This window comes from Streptomyces sp. NPDC046887, assembly GCF_040644755.1.
In the GTDB taxonomy this organism is placed as follows: Bacteria; Actinomycetota; Actinomycetes; order Streptomycetales; family Streptomycetaceae; genus Streptomyces; species Streptomyces lichenis.
The window spans coordinates 86,926-107,929 of sequence record NZ_JBEYXH010000008.1 but is presented as its reverse complement, the minus strand read 5'-3'; the positions used below and the strand labels follow the sequence as shown (position 1 = coordinate 107,929).

The 21,004-nt window shown below is 74.2% G+C and carries 14 protein-coding genes and 1 pseudogene; 1 reads left to right on the top strand and 14 read right to left on the bottom strand.

What is annotated here, in order from left to right; genetic code table 11:
- Positions 1-48: 48 nt before the first annotated feature.
- The 9 genes from ABZ945_RS11020 to ABZ945_RS10980 form a co-directional block, all read right to left on the bottom strand.
- Entirely contained in the window at positions 49-1,254 is a 1,206-nt protein-coding gene (locus ABZ945_RS11020) for a DNA polymerase III subunit delta' (RefSeq protein WP_361266929.1), read from the bottom strand.
- Between the two features lie 108 nt (positions 1,255-1,362).
- A complete protein-coding gene (gene tmk, locus ABZ945_RS11015) occupies positions 1,363-4,851 on the bottom strand; it encodes a dTMP kinase (protein ID WP_361266927.1) in 3,489 nt (1,162 codons plus the stop codon).
- A 225-nt stretch (positions 4,852-5,076) separates the two neighbouring features.
- Positions 5,077-7,959 carry a type I DNA topoisomerase gene (topA, locus tag ABZ945_RS11010; protein WP_361266925.1) on the bottom strand — a complete coding sequence of 961 codons (2,883 nt, stop codon included), beginning with the start codon at positions 7,957-7,959 and terminating at the stop codon, positions 5,077-5,079.
- Positions 7,960-8,586: 627 nt separating this feature from the next.
- Positions 8,587-8,784 (bottom strand): hypothetical protein, encoded by a 198-nt coding sequence (locus tag ABZ945_RS11005; RefSeq protein WP_361266923.1) that lies wholly within the window; start codon positions 8,782-8,784, stop codon positions 8,587-8,589.
- Positions 8,785-9,002: 218 nt separating this feature from the next.
- Positions 9,003-10,556, bottom strand: coding sequence for a methyltransferase (locus tag ABZ945_RS11000; RefSeq protein WP_361266921.1), 1,554 nt, complete (start codon positions 10,554-10,556; stop codon positions 9,003-9,005).
- 336 nt (positions 10,557-10,892) lie between these two features.
- Complete coding sequence (locus ABZ945_RS10995; RefSeq protein ID WP_361266919.1) at positions 10,893-11,570, bottom strand: small secreted protein; 678 nt, start codon at positions 11,568-11,570, stop codon at positions 10,893-10,895.
- 118 nt (positions 11,571-11,688) lie between these two features.
- Positions 11,689-14,145: a sodium-translocating pyrophosphatase gene (locus tag ABZ945_RS10990; protein ID WP_361266917.1), complete on the bottom strand. Its 2,457-nt coding sequence runs from the start codon at positions 14,143-14,145 to the stop codon at positions 11,689-11,691.
- Positions 14,146-14,479: 334 nt separating this feature from the next.
- Positions 14,480-14,986, bottom strand: a complete 507-nt coding sequence (locus ABZ945_RS10985) for an ATP-binding protein (RefSeq protein ID WP_361266915.1) — start codon at positions 14,984-14,986, stop codon at positions 14,480-14,482.
- A gap of 324 nt (positions 14,987-15,310) precedes the next feature.
- Positions 15,311-15,664: an STAS domain-containing protein gene (locus tag ABZ945_RS10980; protein ID WP_003967428.1), complete on the bottom strand. Its 354-nt coding sequence runs from the start codon at positions 15,662-15,664 to the stop codon at positions 15,311-15,313.
- An 80-nt stretch (positions 15,665-15,744) separates the two neighbouring features.
- Between ABZ945_RS10980 and ABZ945_RS10975 the strand changes: the two genes are divergently transcribed.
- Positions 15,745-18,210 carry a DEAD/DEAH box helicase gene (locus tag ABZ945_RS10975; RefSeq protein WP_361266912.1) on the top strand — a complete coding sequence of 822 codons (2,466 nt, stop codon included), beginning with the start codon at positions 15,745-15,747 and terminating at the stop codon, positions 18,208-18,210.
- A 102-nt stretch (positions 18,211-18,312) separates the two neighbouring features.
- Here the strand turns inward: ABZ945_RS10975 and ABZ945_RS10970 are convergent.
- The 5 genes and pseudogenes from ABZ945_RS10970 to ABZ945_RS10950 form a co-directional block, all read right to left on the bottom strand.
- A pseudogene (locus tag ABZ945_RS10970) lies at positions 18,313-18,648 on the bottom strand (Rv3654c family TadE-like protein); the annotation flags it as partial.
- On the bottom strand, positions 18,645-18,998 hold the full coding sequence (locus tag ABZ945_RS10965; protein ID WP_361266910.1) for a TadE family type IV pilus minor pilin: 354 nt from the start codon (positions 18,996-18,998) through the stop codon (positions 18,645-18,647). The pseudogene ABZ945_RS10970 and the gene ABZ945_RS10965, both read right to left, overlap by 4 nt.
- Positions 18,985-19,227 carry a DUF4244 domain-containing protein gene (locus ABZ945_RS10960; protein WP_361267135.1) on the bottom strand — a complete coding sequence of 81 codons (243 nt, stop codon included), beginning with the start codon at positions 19,225-19,227 and terminating at the stop codon, positions 18,985-18,987. Before ABZ945_RS10960 ends, ABZ945_RS10965 begins: the two co-directional genes overlap by 14 nt.
- A 92-nt stretch (positions 19,228-19,319) precedes the next feature.
- Positions 19,320-20,102, bottom strand: coding sequence for a type II secretion system F family protein (locus ABZ945_RS10955; RefSeq protein ID WP_361266908.1), 783 nt, complete (start codon positions 20,100-20,102; stop codon positions 19,320-19,322).
- Positions 20,099-20,947, bottom strand: coding sequence for a type II secretion system F family protein (locus tag ABZ945_RS10950; RefSeq protein WP_361266906.1), 849 nt, complete (start codon positions 20,945-20,947; stop codon positions 20,099-20,101). Before ABZ945_RS10950 ends, ABZ945_RS10955 begins: the two co-directional genes overlap by 4 nt.
- Positions 20,948-21,004: the final 57 nt, after the last annotated feature.

Genomic DNA, 21,004 nt, shown 5'->3' with positions numbered 1-21,004 from the left:
AGTCCGGTGGGGACCCGGGCGCCCGGGTCCGGCTGGAGGCGACGCTGGTCAGCCGGCGCGCAGGGCCATGGTCATCGCCTCCACCGCGAGCAGCGGGGCCACGTTCCGGTCGAGGGCGTCCCGGCAGGCGAGAATGGCCTCGATCCGGCGGAGGGTCTGCTCGGGGGCGGAGTCCCGGGCGGTCCGGTCGATGGCGTCGTGGAGGTCGACATTGGCGAGGGCGCCGTGGGAACCGAATTGGAGGGTGAGCACGTCGCGGTAGAAGCCGGTCAGGTCGCTGAGCGCGAGGTCGAGGCTGTCGCGCTGGGTACGGGCCTTGCGGCGCTTCTGCTTCTCCTCCAGCTCCTTCATCACGCCGGCCGTACCGCGCGGCATCCGGCCGCCCTGGGCCGCGCCGAGGGCCGCCTTCAGCTCCTCGGTCTCCTTGGCGTCGACCTCCTCGGCGGCCTGCTGGGCGTCCTCGGCCGCCGCGTCGACCAGCTCCTGGGCCGCCCTGAGCGCCGCCCCGACGTCCGCCACCCGGAGCGGCAGCTTCAGCACGGTGGCCCGGCGGGCGCGGGCCCGCTCGTCGGTGGCCAGCTTGCGGGCCCGGCCGATGTGGCCCTGGGTGGCCCGGGCCGCGAAGTGCGCCGCCTCCGGCTCCACCCCGTCCCGCCGGACCAGCATGTCCGCGACCGCGTCCATGGACGGCGTGCGCAGGGTGAGCGCCCGGCAGCGGGATCGGATCGTCGGCAGTACGTCCTCGATGGACGGGGCGCAGAGGAGCCAGACCGTACGGGGGGCCGGCTCCTCCACCGCCTTCAGCACCGCGTTGGCCGACTTCTCGTTCAGCCGCTCGGCGTCCTCGACCAGGATGATCTGCCAGCGCCCGTTGGCGGGTGAGGTGAACGACTTGCGGACGGTGTCCCGCATGGCGTCGACCAGGATCTGCGAGCCGACCGCCGCCACCGTGCTGACATCGGCATGGGTGCCGACCACCGCCGTGTGGCAGCCCTCGCAGAAGCCGCAGCCCGGCTCCCCGCCGAGCGCCCGGTCGGGGCTGACGCACTGCAGCGCCGCGGCGAACGCCCGGGCGGCAGTGGTCCGCCCGGCGCCCGGCGGCCCGGTGAACAGCCAGGCGTGCGTCATCTTCGATGCCTCGGGCGGCTCCTCGCCCCGGGACTCGGCGGTGACGAGCGCGTCGGCGTCGCGCGCGGCAGCGCCGAGCTGGGCCCGGACGTGGTCCTGGCCGATCAGGTCGTCCCACACGGTCATGGGTCACCGCCTCGCGGAATGGTGGTGGATGGCGGCTTCCATTGTGCGGGAGGGGTCTGACAGCGGGGGACGGCCGGGATCGGGCGGGTGAGCGGAGGAGGTCCGGGCTCAGTGGGCGCGGCCGCCTTGGCCCTTCTCCTCGTCCTCGTCGTGGGGGCCGAGCAGCTCGTCGGCGAGGGTCGGAAGGTCGTCCAGCGGGGTCTCCTCGGCCCAGTCCGAGCGCCGCCGCGGCCGCCCCTGCTCGTCCAGCTGGGGAAGCTCCCGGGTGCGCTCGTTGCCGGCGGGGTCGGGGGAGCCCGGACGGCCACCGGTGCTCGTACCGCTGGAGGGTCGGGCGGAGGTGCCCGACGCGCCGCGGGTGCCCTTGCGGGCGGAACCCGGGCCTCCGGTGCCGGGGGGCGGGTCCTTGCGGAAGAAGTCCTGGGGGACCCGGTCGGCCGGGTCGCCGCCGGACGGCTCCCCGCCCGGTCGGCGGCGCGGCTCCTCACGGCGTACCGGAGCCGCGTCCTCGGTGACCGGGGGCAGCACCGCGGTCTCGTCCACGTCCCGGGCGTCCGCGCCCCTGGTGGCCCAGCGGCCCCGCTCGTCGCGTACCCGCGGCAGCTTGGCGGTCTCGTCCACGGCGCCGCGACCGGTCTCCTCGTCACGGACCGGGCGGAGGATCGCCGTGTCGTCGTCGGAGCGGGAGGCGGTGGGGGTGTCGGTGTCGCGGATGGGGCGCAGGAGGGTCGTGTCGTCGTCGGCGCGCTGCTCGCCGGCGGGCGGGATGGCGTCTTCCTCGTCCTTGCGGAGGCTGTACGGGGGGACCGGCACCTCCTGGGTGACCTCGTTCGGCCGGACGACCGGCGTGGGCACCGTCAGCTCGGCGGCGGACGCCTCGGCCTCCTCCGCCTCGCGGCGGCGCCGCTCCTCCTCCGCCGCCCGGGCCTCGGCCTCCTCGGCCTCCCGGCGGCGGGCCTCCGCCTCGGCCTCCCGGCGGCGGGCCTCCGCCTCCGCCTCGCGGCGGGCCTCCTCGGCGCGGAGCAGCGCCTCCTCGGCCTTGCGCTGCTTCTCCAGGCGGCGCTCCTCGGCCTCAGCCCGCAGCCGCTCCTGCTCCTCCTTGAGGGCGCGCAGCCGCTCCTGCTCCTCCAGCCGGGCCTTCGCCTCGGCCTCCAGCCGGCGGCGCTCCTCCTCGGCGAGCCGGCGGGCCTCCTCCGCCTGGCGGGCGGCCTCGGCCTCGGCGCGCTGACGGGCCTCTTCCTCCTCGCGCCGCTTGCGCTCGGCCTCACGGCGGCGGGCCTCTTCCTCCTCGCGGCGCTTGCGCTCCTCCTCCTCGGCGCGCAGCTTCGCCAGCTGCTCCTGGCGCTCCCGCTCCAGCCGCTCCTCCTCGGCCTTGCGGGCGGCCTCCTCCTCGGCCTTGCGGCGGGCTTCCTCCTCCGCCTTGCGCCGGGCCTCCGCGATGGCCTCCTTCTCGGCCTCGGAGAGCGGAAGCATCCGGTCCAGCCGGTGGCGGACCACGGTGGTGACGGACTCCGGCTCCTGGCCGGCGTCCACCACCAGATAGCGGCCGGGGTCGGCGGCGGCCAGGGTCAGGAAGCCGGAGCGCACCCGGCGGTGGAACTCGGCCGGCTCGGACTCCAGCCGGTCCGGCGCCTCGGTGAACCGCTCGCGGGCCGTCTCCGGGGAGACGTCCAGCAGGACGGTGAGGTGCGGGACCAGGCCGCCGGTGGCCCAGCGGGAGATGCGGGCGATCTCGGTCGGCGACAGATCGCGGCCGGCGCCCTGGTAGGCGACGGAGGAGTCGATGTACCGGTCGGAGATGACGATCGCGCCGCGCTCCAGGGCCGGGCGGACCAGCGAGTCCACGTGCTCGGCGCGGTCGGCGGCGTACAGCAGGGCCTCGGCGCGGTGCGAGAGGCCGGCGGAGGAGACGTCCAGCAGGATCGAGCGGAGCCGCTTGCCGATGGGCGTGGCGCCCGGCTCGCGGGTGACCACCACCTCGTGGCCCTTGCCCCGGATCCACTCGGCCAGCGCCTCGACCTGGGTGGACTTGCCCGCTCCGTCGCCGCCCTCCAGGGCGATGAAGAAGCCGGTCGTGGCCGTGGCCTGGACCGGGTCGGCGCCGCGCAGGGCGTCCCGCAGGTCGTGCCGCAGCGGTACGCCGGAACGGTCGTCGGTCTTGGCCAGCAGGAGCGCCGCCAGCGGCAGCAGCAGCGCGCCGACCAGCATCAGGGTGAACCCGGCCCCGCCGTGAGCGAAGACGAAGTCGCCGTTGGCCAGCCGGTGCGGCCCGATCGCGGCGGCCAGCAGCGGGGCGGCGATCGCGCCGAGGGCGACGGCCACCCGGACCACCGCCTGGAGGTGCTCGGTCAGCCGCGGCCGGCGGAAGTCCTCGGCCTCCTGGTCCAGCAGGGTGTGCCCGGTGTTGGCGGCCACCCCGGCCGCGAACCCGGCGGCCAGCGCCAGGAACAGCACCGTCGCCAGGTCCGGCACCAGGCCCATGGCCAGCAGCGCCACCCCGGTGGCGGCGAGCGCCAGGGCCAGCAGCCGGCGGCGGGACAGCGCCGGGACGATCTCGGGGGCGCGGCGGATGCCCAGCCCCGTACCGCCGGTCAGGGCGAGCACCAGCAAGGCGTAGGCGACCGGGCCGCCGCCGAGGTCGCCGCCGTGCAGCGCGGCGACGGCCGCCGCGGCGGCGATGGCGCCGGCCACCGCGCCGCAGGCCAGGACGAGCAGGGGTATGGCCCCGGTGCGCCCGCGGTCGGCGCCGCCGCCCGACGACGGGCGGCGCAGCCCCTCCAGCGGGGAGCGCGGCCGGGGCGTCTGGATGCCGGGCAGCTGGAGGAAGTAGAGGACGGAGACCGAGGCCGCGAAGAGCCCGGCCGCCACATACGAGCCCAGGGCCGCCTGGTGGCTGGTGAACCACTCGACGCCGGTGCCCAGCAGATTGCCGATCAGGGTGGCGAGCAGCAGGGCGAGGGCCGCGGCGGGCACCACCGCGAAGCCGGTGCGCAGCGACAGCCGGCGCAGGGCGTCCAGATGGTCGGGCAGTGGGCGCACCGCGGCGCCCTCCAGCGGCGGGGCGGGCAGCAGTGCGGGCGCGGCGCTCTCCCGGGCGACCGTCCACACCCGCTCGGCGGCTCCGGCGACGAAGACGGTGGCCAGGAGGTAGACCATCGCGGTGTCACCGACCCAGTCGGTCCACAGCGGGGCGATGATCAGCAGCGCCACGCGCAGTCCGTCCGCGCCGATCATGGTCCAGCGCCGGTCCAGCGGTCCGCCGGGCGCGGTGAAGGTCGTCAGCGGACCGAGCAGCACCGCGCCGAACAGCACGGTGGCGACCACCCGGGCCCCGAAGACCGCCGCCACGGCGAAGGCGGCGCCCCGGTAGCCGCCGCCGAAGGTGCCCGCGGCACCGGTCGCCTGGAGCGCCAGCAGGACCAGGACGAGCATGGCGAGGGCGTCGCCGATGCCGCCGACGAGCTGCGCGCTCCACAACCGCCGGATCGGCGGGGTGCGCAACAGGGCCCGTACGGCGCGCTCGCGGGAGTCCGCGGCAAGTGCGGCGTCGGAGTCTGAGGTGGGGCTCAAGACCGTTGGCTGCTCGGCTCGCGTCATCCCATCAGCCTATCCGGGACGGCTGACAGCCAGTCCTCCCCATCCGGATCGTTCGAACGAACGCCCGGGGAGCCAACCTCGGCAGGGCATACGGGGCCGTACGCGGGCCCCGCGCCTCCGGAGCCGACCGTACGCGGAAGGGGCGGTACGCGGAGGCCGTACGCGGAAGGGGCGGCCCCGTTTCCGGAGCCGCCCCTTCCGCGCGTACGAGACTGAGACCGGTGGTCAGTCCTCCGAGGAGGCCGTCTTCGCGGTGGCGGTCTTCGCGGCGGTGGTCTTCGCGGTGGCGGTCTTCTTCGCCGCCGTGGTCTTCTTGGCCGCCGTCGTCGTCTTCTTGGCGGCGGTCTTCTTGGTCGCGGCGGTCTTGGCCGCCGTGGCCGTCTTCTTCGCGGGCGCCTTCTTGGCCGGCGCCTTCTTCGCCGCCTTCTTGGCGGTCTTCTTCGCGGGGCCCTTGGCCCGCTTCTCCGCCAGCAGCTCGAAGCCGCGCTCGGGCGTCAGCGTCTCCACGCTGTCGCCGGTCCGCAGAGTGGCGTTGGTCTCGCCGTCGGTGACATACGGGCCGAAGCGGCCGTCCTTGACCACCACCGGCTTCTCGCTGACCGGGTCGTTGCCCAGCTCCTTCAGCGGCGGCTTGGCGGCGGCCCGGCCGCGCTGCTTGGGCTGGGCGTAGATCGCCAGCGCCTCGTCCAGGGTGATGGTGAAGAGCTGGCTCTCCTCGGTCAGGGACCGGGAGTCGGTGCCCTTCTTGAGGTACGGGCCGTAGCGGCCGTTCTGCGCGGTGATCTCCACGCCCTCGGCGTCGGTGCCGACCACCCGCGGCAGCGACATCAGCCGCAGCGCGTCGTCCAGGGTCACCGTGTCCAGGGACATCGACTTGAAGAGCGAGGCGGTGCGCGGCTTGACCGCGTTCTTGCCGGTCTTCGGGGTGCCCTCGGGCAGGATCTCGGTGACGTACGGGCCGTAGCGGCCGTCCTTGGCGACGATCTGGTGGCCGCTGACCGGGTCGGTGCCCAGCTCGAAGTCGCCGCTCGGCTTGGCGAGCAGCTCCTCCGCGTAGGCCACGGTCAGCTCGTCGGGCGCCAGGTCCTCCGGGACGTCGGCGCGCTGGTGGCCCTCGGAGTCCTTCTCACCGCGCTCGACATACGGGCCGTAGCGGCCGACCCGCAGCATGATGCCCTCGCCGACCGGGAAGGACGAGATCTCCCGGGCGTCGATCGCGCCCAGGTCGGTGACCAGCTCCTTCAGCCCGCCGAGGTGGTCGCCGTCGCCGTTCCCGGCGTCCGCGGCCGCGGCCCCGGCGACCGTCGCGGCGCCCTCGCCGAAGTAGAACCGCTTCAGCCACGGCACCGCCTGCGCCTCACCGCGGGCGATGCGGTCGAGGTCGTCCTCCATCCGGGCCGTGAAGTCGTAGTCGACGAGCCGGCCGAAGTGCTTCTCCAGCAGGTTGACCACGGCGAAGGAGAGGAAGGACGGGACCAGCGCGGTGCCCTTCTTGAAGACGTAGCCGCGCTCCAGGATGGTGCCGAGGATCGAGGCGTACGTGGAGGGGCGGCCGATCTCGCGCTCCTCCAGCTCCTTGACCAGCGAGGCCTCGGTGTAGCGGGCCGGCGGCTTGGTGGCGTGTCCGTCCACGGTGATCTGCTCGGCCGACAGCGGGTCGCCCTCGGCGACCTGCGGCAGCCGGCGCTCGCGGTCGTCCAGCTCCGCGTTGGGGTCGTCGGCCCCCTCCACGTACGCCTTCATGAAGCCGTGGAAGGTGATCGTCTTGCCGGAGGCGCTGAACTCGGCGTCCCGGCCGTCGGCGGCCCGGCCGCCGATCCGCACGGTGACCGAGTTGCCGACCGCGTCCTTCATCTGGGAGGCGACGGTCCGCTTCCAGATCAGCTCGTAGAGCCGGAACTGGTCGCCGGTCAGCCCGGTCTGGGCCGGGGTGCGGAAGCGGTCGCCGGACGGGCGGATCGCCTCGTGCGCCTCCTGCGCGTTCTTGACCTTGCCGGCGTAGACGCGCGGCGCGGAGGGCAGGTAGTCGGCCCCGTACAGCTGGGTGACCTGCGCGCGGGCGGCGGTGACCGCGGTGTCGGACAGCACGGTGGAGTCCGTACGCATATAGGTGATGAAGCCGTTCTCGTACAGCTTCTGCGCGATCTGCATGGTCGCCTTCGCCCCGAAGCCGAGCTTCCGGCTCGCCTCCTGCTGGAGCGTGGTGGTGCGGAACGGCGCGTACGGGGAGCGGCGGTACGGCTTGGACTCGACCGAGCGGACCGCGAAGGAGGTGTCGGCGAGCGCGGCGGCCAGCGCGCGGGCGTTCGCCTCGTCCAGGTGCAGCACCTGGTCGGACTTGAGCCGGCCGTCCGGGCCGAAGTCGCGGCCCTGGGCGATCCGCCGGCCGTCGACCGAGGCGAGGCGGGCGGTGAGGGTCGCCGGGTCGGTCGGGTCACCGGCGCGGCCGGTGCCAAAGGTGCCGGTGAGGTCCCAGTACTCGGCGGAGCGGAACGCGATCCGCTCGCGCTCCCGCTCGACCACCAGCCGGGTGGCGACGGACTGCACCCGGCCGGCCGACAGCCGGGGCATGACCTTCTTCCAGAGCACCGGCGAGACCTCGTAGCCGTAGAGGCGGTCGAGGATGCGGCGGGTCTCCTGGGCGTCGACCATCCGCTTGTTCAGCTCGCGCGGGTTGGCGACGGCGGCCTGGATCGCGTCCTTGGTGATCTCGTGGAAGACCATCCGGTGGACCGGGACCTTGGGCTTGAGGACCTCCAGCAGGTGCCAGGCGATCGCCTCGCCCTCGCGGTCCTCATCGGTGGCGAGGAAGAGCTCGTCGGACTCGGCCAGCTGCTCCTTGAGCTTGCGGACCTGGGCCTTCTTGTCGGAGTTGACGACATACACCGGCTGGAAGTCGTGCTCGACGTCCACCCCGAGCCGCCGAACCTCCCCGGTGTACTTCTCGGGCACCTCGGCGGCACCGTTCGGGAGGTCGCGGATGTGTCCGACGCTCGCTTCGACGACATAGCCGGGCCCGAGATAGCCCTTGATCGTCTTCGCCTTGGCAGGCGACTCGACGATGACGAGTCGGCGGCCGCCGTTCGCGGTCTCGCTGGTCGGGGACAACTTCGCTCTTCTCTCCGGTCGACACTCTGGGGCACGTGCGGCGCGGTGCGATCACCTCAGCGGTGCGCTCACCTCACCGCACTGCTGGCCGCACGGCTGCGGCGCTGTGCGGTGGCGCCGCCGCGTACGGCTCCGTGCGGTGGCGCCGCCCGCGTACGGCTCCTGCTGTGCGCGGGCACTGCCGTCGGCTCACGGTGGTCAAGCCGTACGCCGACGCGGCTGTCGCTGCGGAGTGTGACGGTACAACCCGCCCCCGTGTCAAACGGCAAAAGCCCGCAACGGCCACTCGAACGGTAACCCGACTCCGGGCATTCCTGCCGCCCGGACTCCCTTCTCGTCACCTTCCGACCGGCCTCGGATCGCCCTCGGGCGGTCTCTGGACTGCGGATCCGATCATTTTGGCCGCCTCGGGCCGGTGGCTCGGGTAGTGTCCCGGGTCCGTCCGCCACCCGGGCCGATGGGAGCCGGTGGGGGTCGCTGGGAGCTGCCGGGAGCGGGGCCGGGCGTGCGAGCTGGTCGGAGAGGGGCGAGCTGGTCAGGGAGGGGCGGGCGCGGGCCGGCGGTAGCCGGTGAGTGCTGATGCGGTGTACGGGGTGGTGGGGCGAAGGGTACTGGTGGCGGCCGCGGTCAGATCCGGCCGAAGCACCAGACGCCGAGGATCATGAAGGCCGCGCCGAGACTGGCCGCGAAGGTGGCGGCGGCGGCCGGCCGCACCCCGTAGACGACCGGGGCGCGGTGCAGTACCCGGGCGCCCGTCCACAGCAGCAGACCCGCCCCGAAGAGGCTGAACGCCGTGCCGGCGAAGATGGCCGGTCCGCTCTCCATGCCGTACCCCGTTCCTCGATGACCCTAGGGTTGCCCCGAGGGCGAGGCTGACACCTCAGGGCGTCGAGGGCGCGAATTGCGCGTGAACGGCACGGGGGTCCCGGCCGGACTTCACCCGCCCGGAGCCGGGAGCGACGGGGCGCCGGTGGGGTGAAACCCGATGGCCTGAGGCCCGGTCAGGGCGCGGTGGTGGTGCGGGCGGCGGCAGCCGGCGGCGGTCAGGGCGCTGGGGTGGTCGCGGCCGGTTCCAGGAAGCCCTCCTCCACCAGCAGCCGGATCGCCTGGGGCGTACGGTCGCGGAGCAGCACCGGGTCCTCGCCCATCAGCTGGGCGATCGCGTCCAGGATGCGGCCCGCACTCAGCGTCCCGTCGCACACGCCCGCGAAGCCCGCGCCCACCGCGTCCACCCTGGTGGCGCGCCGCATACCGCGGTTCTGACGGAGTAGTACATGCTCCGGATCCTCCGCGCCGGGCAGCCCGACCTGCTCCTGCACCACCTCGGCGGCCAGCACGAAGTGGTCGCCGAGCAGGGCGGCGTCGTCCTGGGTGCGCAGATAGTCCTGGCGGGCGAAGTGCGCCCGCACCACCTCGCCGAGCGGCTGCTCCACCGGGTGCGGCCACTCCTCGATGGTGATCGAGGGCTGCTCGGCGGCCGCCGCGCTCCGGCGCAGGGTGATCCAGCCGAAGCCGACGGCCCTGGTCCCGCGCGCCTCGAACTCGTCCAGCCACTCCTCGTACCGCGCGGTGTACCGCTCCGGATCGCCCTGGTGGTCCCCGGCGTCCCGCAGCCACAGCTCGGCGTACTGCGTGACGTCCTGCACCTCGCGCTGGACGATCCAGGCGTCGCAGCCGCGCGGCACCCAGGAGCGCAGCCGCTCCTGCCAGTCCTCGCCCGCCACATGCTGCCAGTTGGCCAGGAAGTGGGCGTACCCCCCTTCGTTGAGCCGGTCGCCGGCCTGCTGGACCAGGGTCCGGCACAGCTCGTCGCCGCCCATGCCGCCGTCCCGGTAGGTGAGCCGGGCGCCGGGCGAGATCACGAACGGCGGGTTGGAGACGATCAGGTCGTATGTCTCGGACTCCACCGGCTCGAAGAGGGAGCCGGTGCGCAGCTCGGCCTCGGGTGCGCCGGAGAGCGCGAGGGTGAGCCGGGTGAAGGCGAGCGCGCGGGGGTTCAGATCGGTGGCCGTGACCCGGGTGGCGTGCTGGGCGGCGTGCAGGGCCTGGATGCCGGAGCCGGCGCCCAGGTCGAGCGCGGAGCCGACCGGCGTACGGACGGTGATGCCGGCGAGCGTGGTGGACGCGCCGCCGACGCCGAGGACCACGCCCTCGTCGCGGCCGTTCGCCCCGCCGGCGCCGCCCACCGCGCAGCCGAGGTCGGAGACGACGAACCAGTCCTGGCCCTCCGGGCCGCCGTAGGGACGGATGTCCACGGTGGCCCGGATCTCGTCGCCCTCCTCGCGGAGCCAGCTGTCGGCGAGCGCCTCGTCCAGCGGCAGTACGGCCGCGGCACGGGCCCGGCCGACCGGGCGCTGGAGCAGGAAGAGCCGCACCAGCGCGGCCAGCGGGCCGTCCTCCCGGGTGGCGCGCAGGGCCGGGACCGTCTCGCTGCGGGCCAGCGCGGCGTACGCGGACGCGCCGAGCAGCTCCAGCAGCCCGTCGGCGGTGAAGCCCGCCGCGAGCAGGGCCTCGCGGAGCCGGGCGGCGTGGTCGGGCACCGGCAGACCGGCGGCGGGGCTCTCGGCGGAAGGACTCGTCGTACTCACGGGATTCATTGTGACCGCAGCCACTGACAATCCGCCCGGCCCCCTCCTCCGTACGACGGCCCGCTCATCCCGTACGACGGCACACTCATCCCGTACGACGGCACACTCATCCCGTACGAGCGGCACACTCATCCCGTACGAGCGGCACACTCATCCGGTACGGCGGCACACTCATCCCGTATGACGGCATGCGAACACCCCGGCGCCCGGCGGCGGAAGACCGTCGGGTGCCGGGGCCGGGGGGTGCCCTGGGGCGGGGCGGGCCGGGGCCTGGCGGGGCCGGGGCCTGGCGGGGCGGGCCGGGGCCTGGCGGGGCCGGGGCGCGCTCCGGGTCGGCGGCGGCACCTACTCCTGGTCGGAGCTGTCCTTCTCGCCGTCCTTAGCGGAGGGCGCGGTGGACGGGCCCTTGGACGGGTCCGCGTCGGTCGAGGCCGACCCTCCCGGCTTGGCGGACTGCGGGGTGGGGGCGATGGAGGCCTTGGCCTTCTGGCAGCCGGGCTGCTTGGCCATCGCCTGGCCCAGTCGGCCGGACTGGAGCTTGGACAGGGCGTCCTGGTCCATCTTCTCGATCTTCTGCAGACCGGCGGCGACCGTCTGGAGGCCGTCCGCGAACCGCTGCTGGTTCTTCGGGTCCAGCGCGTCCACCTGCTTCTTCAGGCCGTCGTACGCGGTCGCGGTGGCGTTGAGCTCCTTCACCGCGTCCTGCTGGACCGTGTCACCCTGGTCGACAGGCGGGACTCCGGCGGCCTCGATGCCCTTGGCCAGCGAGCGGTTGGCGTCGGCGATGTCCTGGAAGGCCTTCGAGTCGGCGGTCTGCACGTCGGCGGGCTTGCCGTCGGCGGCCGTGGAGATGATGGCCTGCTGGGCGTTGGCGCGCTTCTGGATCTGCGGCTGGGCGGTGTCGCACACCTTCTGCGCCCAGGCGTTCACCTTCCCGTCGCCGTTGTCCTCGTCGCTGCAGCCCGCCAGCGTGAGCACCAGTACCGCACCGCCGGACAGCGCGGCCACAAGCTTCTTGTTCACCGGATTGGTCCCTTCGAAGGCTCTCGGCCCGGGAACTTACACGCCGGATGGGCGGCACCCGGCGGCACATGACCCTTCCGTACGCCTTTCCCACCATTTGCACCAAGGGAGAGAAGCCTCACGGCCGGGGGGCGGACGCAGGCGGCTGTCGGCGGGCCGCCGTACCGGAGTCGTCCACGGCCACCGACCGCCGCTTGGAGACCCACACCGCGCCGACGATCACGGCCAGCGCGAGCGCCGCGACCACCGCCCGGACGACCGGGCTGGCGTCATCCCCGTAGGCGTACCGTACGACAGCCGGGGCGATCAGCAGCGCGACCAGGTTCATCACCTTCAGCAGCGGGTTGATCGCGGGGCCCGCGGTGTCCTTGAACGGGTCGCCCACGGTGTCCCCGATGACGGTGGCCGCGTGCGCCTCGCTGCCCTTGCCACCGTGGTGGCCGTCCTCGACCAGCTTCTTCGCGTTGTCCCAGGCGCCCCCGGAGTTGGCCAGGAAGACCGCCATCAGGGTGCCTGCGCCGATCGCGCCCGCGAGATACGCGCCCAGCGCGCCGACGCCGAGGGCGAAGCCGACCGCGATCGGCGCCATCACGGCGAGCAGGCCCGGGGTGGCCAGCTCGCGCAGGGCGTCCCGGGTGCAGATGTCCACGACCCGTCCGTACTCCGGCTTCTCGCTGAAGTCCATGATCCCGGGGCGCTCCCGGAACTGCCGGCGCACCTCGAAGACCACCGAGCCGGCCGACCGCGAGACCGCGTTGATGGCCAGTCCGGAGAAGAGGAAGACGACCGCCGCGCCGAGGATCAGCCCCACCAGGTTGTTGGGCTGGGAGATGTCCATGGAGAGCGTCAGCCGGTCCGCCCGGGACACCGCGTCCGTGCCGACGTCGGCCACGGCGGTGGCGATGGCGTCGCGGTACGAGCCGAAGAGCGCGGACGCGGCCAGGACGGCGGTGGCGATGGCGATGCCCTTGGTGATCGCCTTGGTGCTGTTGCCGACGGCGTCCAGGTCGGTGAGCACCCGGGCGCCCGGCCCCTCCACGTCACCGGACATCTCGGCGATGCCCTGGGCGTTGTCGGAGACCGGCCCGAAGGTGTCCATGGCGACGATGACGCCGACCGTGGTCAGCAGCCCCGTCCCGGCCAGCGCCACGGCGAAGAGGGCCAGGATGATCGAGGACCCGCCGATCAGGAACGCCCCGTACACCGACAGCGCGATCAGCAGCGCCGTGTAGACGGCCGATTCGAGCCCCAGCGAGACGCCCGCGAGGACGACCGTGGCGGGGCCGGTGAGCGAGGAGCGGCCGACGTCCCGGACCGGGCGGCGGCTGGTCTCGGTGAAGTAGCCGGTCAGCCGCTGGATGAGGGCGGCGAGCACGATGCCGATGGCCACCGAGACCAGGGCCAGGACTCGCGGGTCGCCGCCATGGCGGCGGACCGCGCCCTCGGTCACCCCGGCCAGCTCGGCGTAGGAGTCGGGCAGATAGACGAAGGCGGCCACCGCCACCAGGGCGAGCGAGACCACCGCGGAGACGGCGAAGCCGCGGTCGATCGCGGACATCGCGCCCCGGGCCCGGCCTCGGCCGGATCGCCTCGGGGTGACGGCGAGGATGCCGATCACCGCCGTCACCACCCCGATCGCGGGCACCATCAGCGGGAACGCCAGTCCGTGGTCGCCGAACGCCGCCGAGCCGAGGATCAGCGCCGCCACCAGCGTCACGGCGTACGACTCGAAGAGGTCGGCGGCCATGCCCGCGCAGTCCCCGACGTTGTCGCCCACGTTGTCGGCGATGGTGGCGGCGTTGCGCGGGTCGTCCTCCGGAATGCCCTGCTCCACCTTGCCGACCAGGTCGGCGCCGACATCGGCGGCCTTGGTGAAGATCCCGCCGCCCACCCTCATGAACATGGCGATCAGGGCGGCGCCGAGGCCGAAGCCCTCCAGCACCTTGGGCGCGTCGGCGGCGTAGACCAGGACCACACAGGCCGCGCCGAGCAGGCCGAGGCCCACGGTGCACATCCCGACCGCGCCACCGGTACGGAAGGCGATCCGGGTCGCCCGGTGCGCGGCCGTGGAGGGGTCGCCGGGCCCCGCCTCCCGCGCGGCGGCCGCCACCCGTACGTTGCTGCGCACCGCCAGCCGCATCCCGAGGTACCCGGTGGTCGCCGAGAACAACGCGCCGACCAGGAAGAACAGCGAACGCCCGGCCCGCTGCGGCCAGTCGTCCGCGGGCAGCAGCAGAAGCAGGAAGAACACGGCGGCGGCGAAGACGGCGAGGGTGCGGAGCTGGCGGGCGAGATAGGCGTTGGCGCCCTCCTGCACGGCCTCCGCGATCCGCCGCATGGCCTCGGTGCCGGTGGCCGCCGCCAGCACCTGCCGGGCGAAGAGCCAGGCGACGAGCAGTGCGGCCAGGGCGACGGCACCGACGACGATCACGATCAGCCGGTTGCCCTCGGTCAGCACCGCCGCGGCGAGCGGTACGGGAACCTCAGCGCCGACGAAGTGTGTGGTGGCGAAGTCTGTGGCGACGGAGTCTGTGGCGGCGAACTGGGCGACGGACGGTGTGGACGGCCCCGCCATACGTCCTCCTCCTCGACGTCGGAAACGATCACGACGTCGGAGGCGAGCACGGCGCATGACGGACGTGACGGATCAGAACAGGACTGACCGCCGATGACCGTTCCGTACGACTTTCCGGCCGTTAATTCACTCGGAAGTGCCAAGACGGGGCGGCGACCGGGATACGGAGACCCGCCACCGCACACAAAAGCGGCACCCCGACGAGGGGTGCCGCTGGATACCGCCCGGGATACCGCGCCCGGAAGCCCGCTCCGGATACCGCGCTCGGAAGCCCGCTTTCGGATACCGCGCTCGGAGGCCCGCTTTCGGATATCGCCCCGGGAAGCCAGGCAGCTCAGAGCACCGGGCCCGCGGTGCCGCCCATCCCGGCCGCCCCCGCCGCGCCAGGAACTCCCGCACCCGGGCTGACCGGCCAGGTCATCCGGATCACGCCCCCGCCCTCACCGGCGGAGACCTCCACGTCGTCCACCAGTCCGCTGATCACGGCGAGGCCCATCTCGTCCCGGCCCTCGGCGTCGTCGAACCCGGTATCCGGGGCCGCCGTACGCGTCCCGGGCACCCCGGCGGCGTCGGCGGCCGCGACACCCGCGCCCGGCACCCCGTCGCCGACCTCGATGGAGAAGGTCTTCTCCTCCTCGGTGAGAACCACCCGAACGGGTTCCGTCACCTGGTTGCTGCGGTGCAGTCCGACCGCGCGCGAGCAGGCCTCGCCGACGGCGAGACGGACCTCGTCGAGTACGGCTTCGTCGACCCCTGCCCGGCGCGCCACCGCGGCCGCGACCAGACGGGCGGTCCTGACGTGTTCCGGTTGAGCGCTGAAGCGGAGTTCAACGGTGGCCATACGGTCCCCCTCGGGCGTGCGAGTGTGCGTCTCAGCGGACCGGACTGGATGTCCGGTACCCCTGCCCCTTCCCAGAATCCCGGCCGGTTGTGCAGCGACGCGGCTGCTCCGGCTCCGGCCGCCCCCACGAAATCGTTTCCCCAGACCGCGTACCGGCCCCGGTCTGGGCATGACCGGGCCGCGGACGACCCGTGCCCGGGACTGGACACCAGTACGAGCAGCAAGTGCCGCGCCGGTGCCCGCCCGGGCGCCGGGCGGAACGGACGCCGGGACCGGCCGGGGCCGTAAACCCGGCCCGGACCGGTCCCGCCGAGCCGCTGAGGATCAGTCCGTCGCCGCGACCGCTTCGTCGACCGTGGTGTGGATCGGGAAGACCTTGGTCAGACCGGTGATCCGGAAGATCTTGAGAATGCGCTCCTGGTTGCAGACCAGACGCAGCGAGCCCTCATGCGCGCGCACGCGCTTCAGGCCACCCACCAGTACGCCGAGACCGGTCGAGTCGAGGAAGTCCACGCCCTCCATGTCGACAACCAGGTGGTAGCTGCCGTCATTCACCAACTCGACCAACTGCTCGCGCAGCTTCGGCGCGGTATACACATCAATCTCGCCACCGACCTCGACGACCGTACGGTCGCCACCAGGGCCGGACACATTGCGAGTCGACAGGGACAGGTCCACGAGTCCTCCAGCACCTTGCTATCGAGCGGTCGGCCCCTCGGATCTCCGGGACGGAGCCGGAGGGCGGATCGCCAGCCGCGATGGCATTCAATCACTTACCAACAGGCATGCACGACGCCTTGGGCCCATTGTCCGTCACGCCGGTGACACACTCGGTGCCGATGGCCATGAATCACCGCCCCAGTCGACCCGCCGGGACCCAGGACCTTCGTCCCTCCCCCGGCGAGGTCCTCGACCGGCTCACCGCAGGGGTGAACCGGGCTACGCGCATCACTCATACGGAGCACCTGCCCCCGCGAACGGGTAGGCATGCCGTGTGGCCGGACCGCATCCGGGCCGAGGTGATCTCCGCCATCCGGGAGTGCGGGATCGAACACCCGTGGGCCCACCAGGCGGAAGCCGCCGAGCTCGCCCTGGACGGGCGGTCCGTGGTCATCGCGACCGGCACCGCCTCCGGCAAGTCCCTGGCGTATCTGGCGCCCGTCCTCTCCACGCTGCTGGACGGGTCCGAGGCGGCCAACGGCCGGGGCGCCACCGCGCTGTACCTGTCCCCCACCAAGGCGCTCGCCGCCGACCAGCGCCGCTCGGTGCGCTCGCTGACCGCCCCGCTGGGCAACCGGATCCGGCCCGCGGTGTACGACGGGGACACGCCAGTGGAGGAGCGGGAGTGGGTCCGCCAGTACGCGAACTACGTGCTCACCAACCCCGACATGCTCCACCGGGGCATACTCCCGGCCCATCCCCGCTGGTCCTCCTTCCTGCGCGCCCTGCGCTATGTGGTCGTCGACGAGTGCCACACCTACCGGGGTGTCTTCGGCTCGCATGTCGCCCAGGTGCTGCGGCGGCTGCGCCGGGTGTGCGAGCGGTACGGCTCCTCTCCGGTCTTCCTGCTGGCCTCCGCCACCTCGGCCGAGCCGGGCGCCTCCGCCGGGCGGCTGACCGGGCTGCCGGTGACCGAGGTCGCCGACGACGCCTCCCCGCGCGGCGAGCTGGTCTTCGCCCTCTGGGAGCCCCCGCTCACCGAACTGGAGGGCGAGCAGGGGGCGCCGGTACGGCGGACCGCCACCGCCGAGACCGCCGACCTGCTCACCGACCTGACCGTCCAGGGCGTGCGCTCGGTGGCGTTCGTCCGCTCCCGGCGCGGCGCCGAGCTGATCTCGGTGATCGCCAAGGAGCGGCTGGCCGAGGTGGACCGCTCGCTGCCGCCGCGGGTGGCCGCCTACCGGGGCGGCTATCTCCCCGAGGAGCGCCGGGCCCTGGAGCGCGCCCTGCACTCCGGCGAACTGCTGGGCCTGGCCGCCACCACGGCCCTGGAGCTGGGCATCGACGTGTCGGGCCTGGACGCCGTGGTGATCGCCGGCTATCCCGGCACCCGCGCCTCGCTGTGGCAGCAGGCCGGCCGGGCCGGGCGCGCCGGGCAGGGCGCCCTGGCGGTGCTGGTGGCCCGGGACGACCCGCTGGACACCTTCCTGGTGCACCACCCCGAGGCGCTGTTCCGCCGCCCCGTGGAGTCGACGGTGCTGGATCCGGACAACCCCTACGTCCTCGCCCCGCATCTGTGCGCGGCCGCCGCCGAGCTGCCGCTCACCGAGGCCGACCTGGCCCTCTTCGGCCGGGAGGCCAAGGCCCTGCTGCCGCAGCTGGAGTCGGCCGGTCTGCTGCGGCGGCGGTCCTCCGGCTGGTACTGGACCCGCCGGGAGCGCGCCGCCGACCTGGCCGACATCCGCGGCGCGGGCGGCAGCCCGGTGCAGATCGTCGAGTCCGGTACGGGACGGCTGCTCGGCACGGTGGACGAGGCCGCCTCGCACGCCGCGGTCCACGAGGGAGCCGTCCACCTGCACATGGGGCGCAGCTATCTGGTGCGGCGGCTGGACCTCAAGGAGTCCGTCGCGCTGGTGGAGGAGGCCAGTCCGCCGTACTCCACCACCGCCCGGGACACCACGGCCATCTCGGTGCTGGAGACCGACACCGAGGTCCCCTGGGGGGCCGGCCGGCTCTGCTACGGCTCGGTCGAGGTGACCAACCAGGTCGTCTCCTTCCTCCGCCGCCGGCTGATCACGGGTGAGGTGCTGGGCGAGACCAAGCTCGACCTGCCGCCCCGGACCCTGCGCACCCGCGCGGTGTGGTGGACCGTCACCGAGGACCAGCTCGACGCCGCCCGGGTGAACCCGGAGCAGCTCGGCGGGGCCCTGCACGCCGCCGAACACGCCTCCATCGGCCTCCTTCCGCTCTTCGCCACCTGCGATCGCTGGGACATCGGCGGGGTCTCGGTGCCGCTGCACCCGGACACCCTGCTGCCGACGGTCTTCGTGTACGACGGCCACCCGGGCGGCGCCGGGTTCGCCGAGCGGGCCTTCCACACCGCCCGCGAGTGGCTGACCGCGACCCGCGACGCCATCGCCTCCTGCGAGTGCGAGGCCGGCTGCCCCTCCTGCATCCAGTCGCCCAAGTGCGGCAACGGCAACGAACCCCTGCACAAGCGCGGTGCCGTCCGGCTCCTCACCGAACTCCTCCGGGAGGCTCCCGAGGCCCCGCCCGGAAGCTGACGGCCGGAGGCCCTGGTCGAGAGCTAGCTGTCGAGGTCCCGCGCGGGAGGTGACGGCCGGAGGCCCGGGGCCTCGGGAGCCGGTCGCCGAAGGCCCCGCCCGGGAGGTGACGGCTGTGGCGTACGGTCCCAAGCGGACCCGGGCCGCCACCTCGGCGACCTCACCGCTCAGGGCGCACCGGACCAGCTCCGCCTCCTGGGCCGCCGCCACCCGCGCAGCGGCCGCGCAGGCGTCCGTACGGCCCCGCAGCGCCCGGTCCGCCGCCGCCAGGGCGGCCAGATCCGCCGCCCCACCGGCCCGGTGCCGAGCGGCGACCACCTGCCCCAGGGCCAGCACGGCGGCGAAGACCGCGCAGAGCACCACGGCCGCGAACGCCGTCCACACGGTCGCCGCACCACGGTCCGCCCCGGGGCCGCCGGCCGGCCCCCGCACGCTCATGGCATCACCGCCCCGGTGTCCTCCGCCGCGGCAACGGCTTCCGCGCTCAGCCGCAGTGACGTCAGGTCCGGCCCGGGAGCGGGCGCCGACACCCGTACCCGCCACAGATCACCGCTACGGCCCACCGCCACCCGGGCGCCCTTCGGTGCCGCGGACCGGGCGGCGGCCACCACCGCCACCGAGGGCTCCGACCTGGCCGCAGCCCTCGCTCCCGCCCTGGCCGCGTCCACACACTGGATCTGCGCCGCCACCGCGGTGAGCGTCCACACCAGGGCCAAGGTGAAGAACACCAGTGCCGGCAGGGCGACGGCCGCCTCGGCCGTGACATAGCCACGATCAGAACGAGGCATCGAGCGCCCTGCCGATCACCGAGCTCAGCGCCTGCGACACCATGTCACTGGTGACGATCTTGTAGAGCACCGCCGCGAAGGCGCAGGCGGCGATCGTGCCCATGGCATATTCCGATGTCGTCATGCCCCTGTCTCCGTGACCTCCGCCGACTCCGCTGACTGCGCGCACCCGTGCCACCAGGGCCCGGCCCCCGTGCACCGCAACCATCCACATCGCGCCCACCTCCATGGGTCGTACCGCCGTTTCGCTATCCATGTCGCTGTCCATGTCGTCGTTGTCCGCCTCGCCGGCCATGCCTTGGCCACCCGCCCCACGGGGGCTCACATCAGGGAGCTCGCCAGCCCGATGACGACGGGGGCCACTCCGATGGCCAGGAACGCGGGCAGGAAGCACAGGCCCACCGGGGCTGTGATCAGCACCTGCGCCCGCTGTCCACGGGCCGCCGCGGCCCGGGCCTGCTCCGCCCGCAGTCCGGCCGCCAGCCGGGCGACCGTGTCGGCGGCGGGCGCTCCCGAGGCACCGGCCCGTTCCAGGGAGCGGGCGAGTGGTCGTGCGCCGGGCAGTTCACCGAAGCGCCCCCACACCTCGGCTGGTTCGCCGCCCAGCCGGAGCTCGGCCGCCGCATGGGCGAGCCGGTCGCCGACCGGGCCGCCCAGCGACCCGCCGACCGCCGCTGCGGCCTCCCGTGGCCCCGCCCCGGCGGCGAGGCAGGCCGCGAGGAGGTCCGCCACCAGGGGAAGCCCACGAGCCACCGCCGCCTGGTCCTTCGCGTCACCGTCCGCCCGCGGCCGCCGCTGCCAGCGCCGTATCCCGTACGCGGCCGCCACCCCGACCACACAGCCCGGCACTCCGCCGACCAGCGCCCAGGCGGCCACCCCCGCCCCCAGCGGCGCCGCCCGATGCACAGCCCCGCGCAGGCGTCCCGACCACCATCCGCCCGAGGGCCGCCCACTTCCCGGCCCCGAGGCGGCCCCGCCGAGACGGGCGAGCCGCCGCCGGACCTGGCGGCGGCGCCGGTGCGCGGTGATGCTCCACCAGCCGCAGGCCGCCGCGGACAGCAACGCCACCGCCGTCAGCAGGCCGGACACCCGGTCGCCGCTCATGGCCCCACCGCCGCGCGCACCAGCCGCGCCGCCCAGTACAGTCCGGCGGCTTCCAGCAGACCTCCGACGACCAGGCAACCGAGGCCCGCGGGGGTGTGGAGCAGGACCTCCAGCGGGTCCGCGCCCAGTGCCCAGCCCATCACCAGGCCGACCACCGGCAGCAGCGCCAGCAGGGTGGCCGTCGCCCAGGCCCCGGCAAGCTGGGCACGCAATCGCTCCCGTTGGTCCCGGTGCTCCCGCAGAGCGGCCTCCAGACGGTCCAGCCCGCCGGCGAGTCCGGCGCCGCCGTCCACCGCCACCTGCCAGCAGGCGGCCAGCCCGGCCAGTCCGTCGGCTCCCTCCCGGCGGGCGGCCTGCCGCAGGGTCTCGGGGACATCGCCGCCGAACCGTGCGGCCGCGAGCACCGCCGCCTCGTCGGGTCCCAATGCCTCGGTCGCCCCGGCCGCCCAGCGCAGGGCGGCGGCCGGCTGCGCTCCCGCCCGTAGCTCGCCCGCGATCGCCCCGCACAGCGCCACCACCGCGTCCGCCCGCCGGTCCCGCATCCGGGCCCGGGCCCTGGCCCGCAGCCGCCGCCCCACCAGCGGGACCGCGGCGGCACCGGCCAGGAGCGGGATCACGGACTCACCCGCCAACCCCAGGGCCGCGCCCAGGAGCAGGCACAGCCACTCCGGACGGGCCCGCAGCACCGACCACCAGCGTTGCCAGGCGCCGGGCCAGGTGACAGCCGGAGGCGCTCCCGGTCCGGCGAACAGCAGCCCGGCCCGCCTCCGGGCCCGGCCGCGGTCGAGCAGCAGCCAGGCGGCCGCCCCGGCGCACACCGCCGCGTACACCGATCGGTCCGGCACTCCGGTCCCGGACGCCGCCCACGGGAGCCACCCGGCGGGAGGCCCCACTCCTCCCAT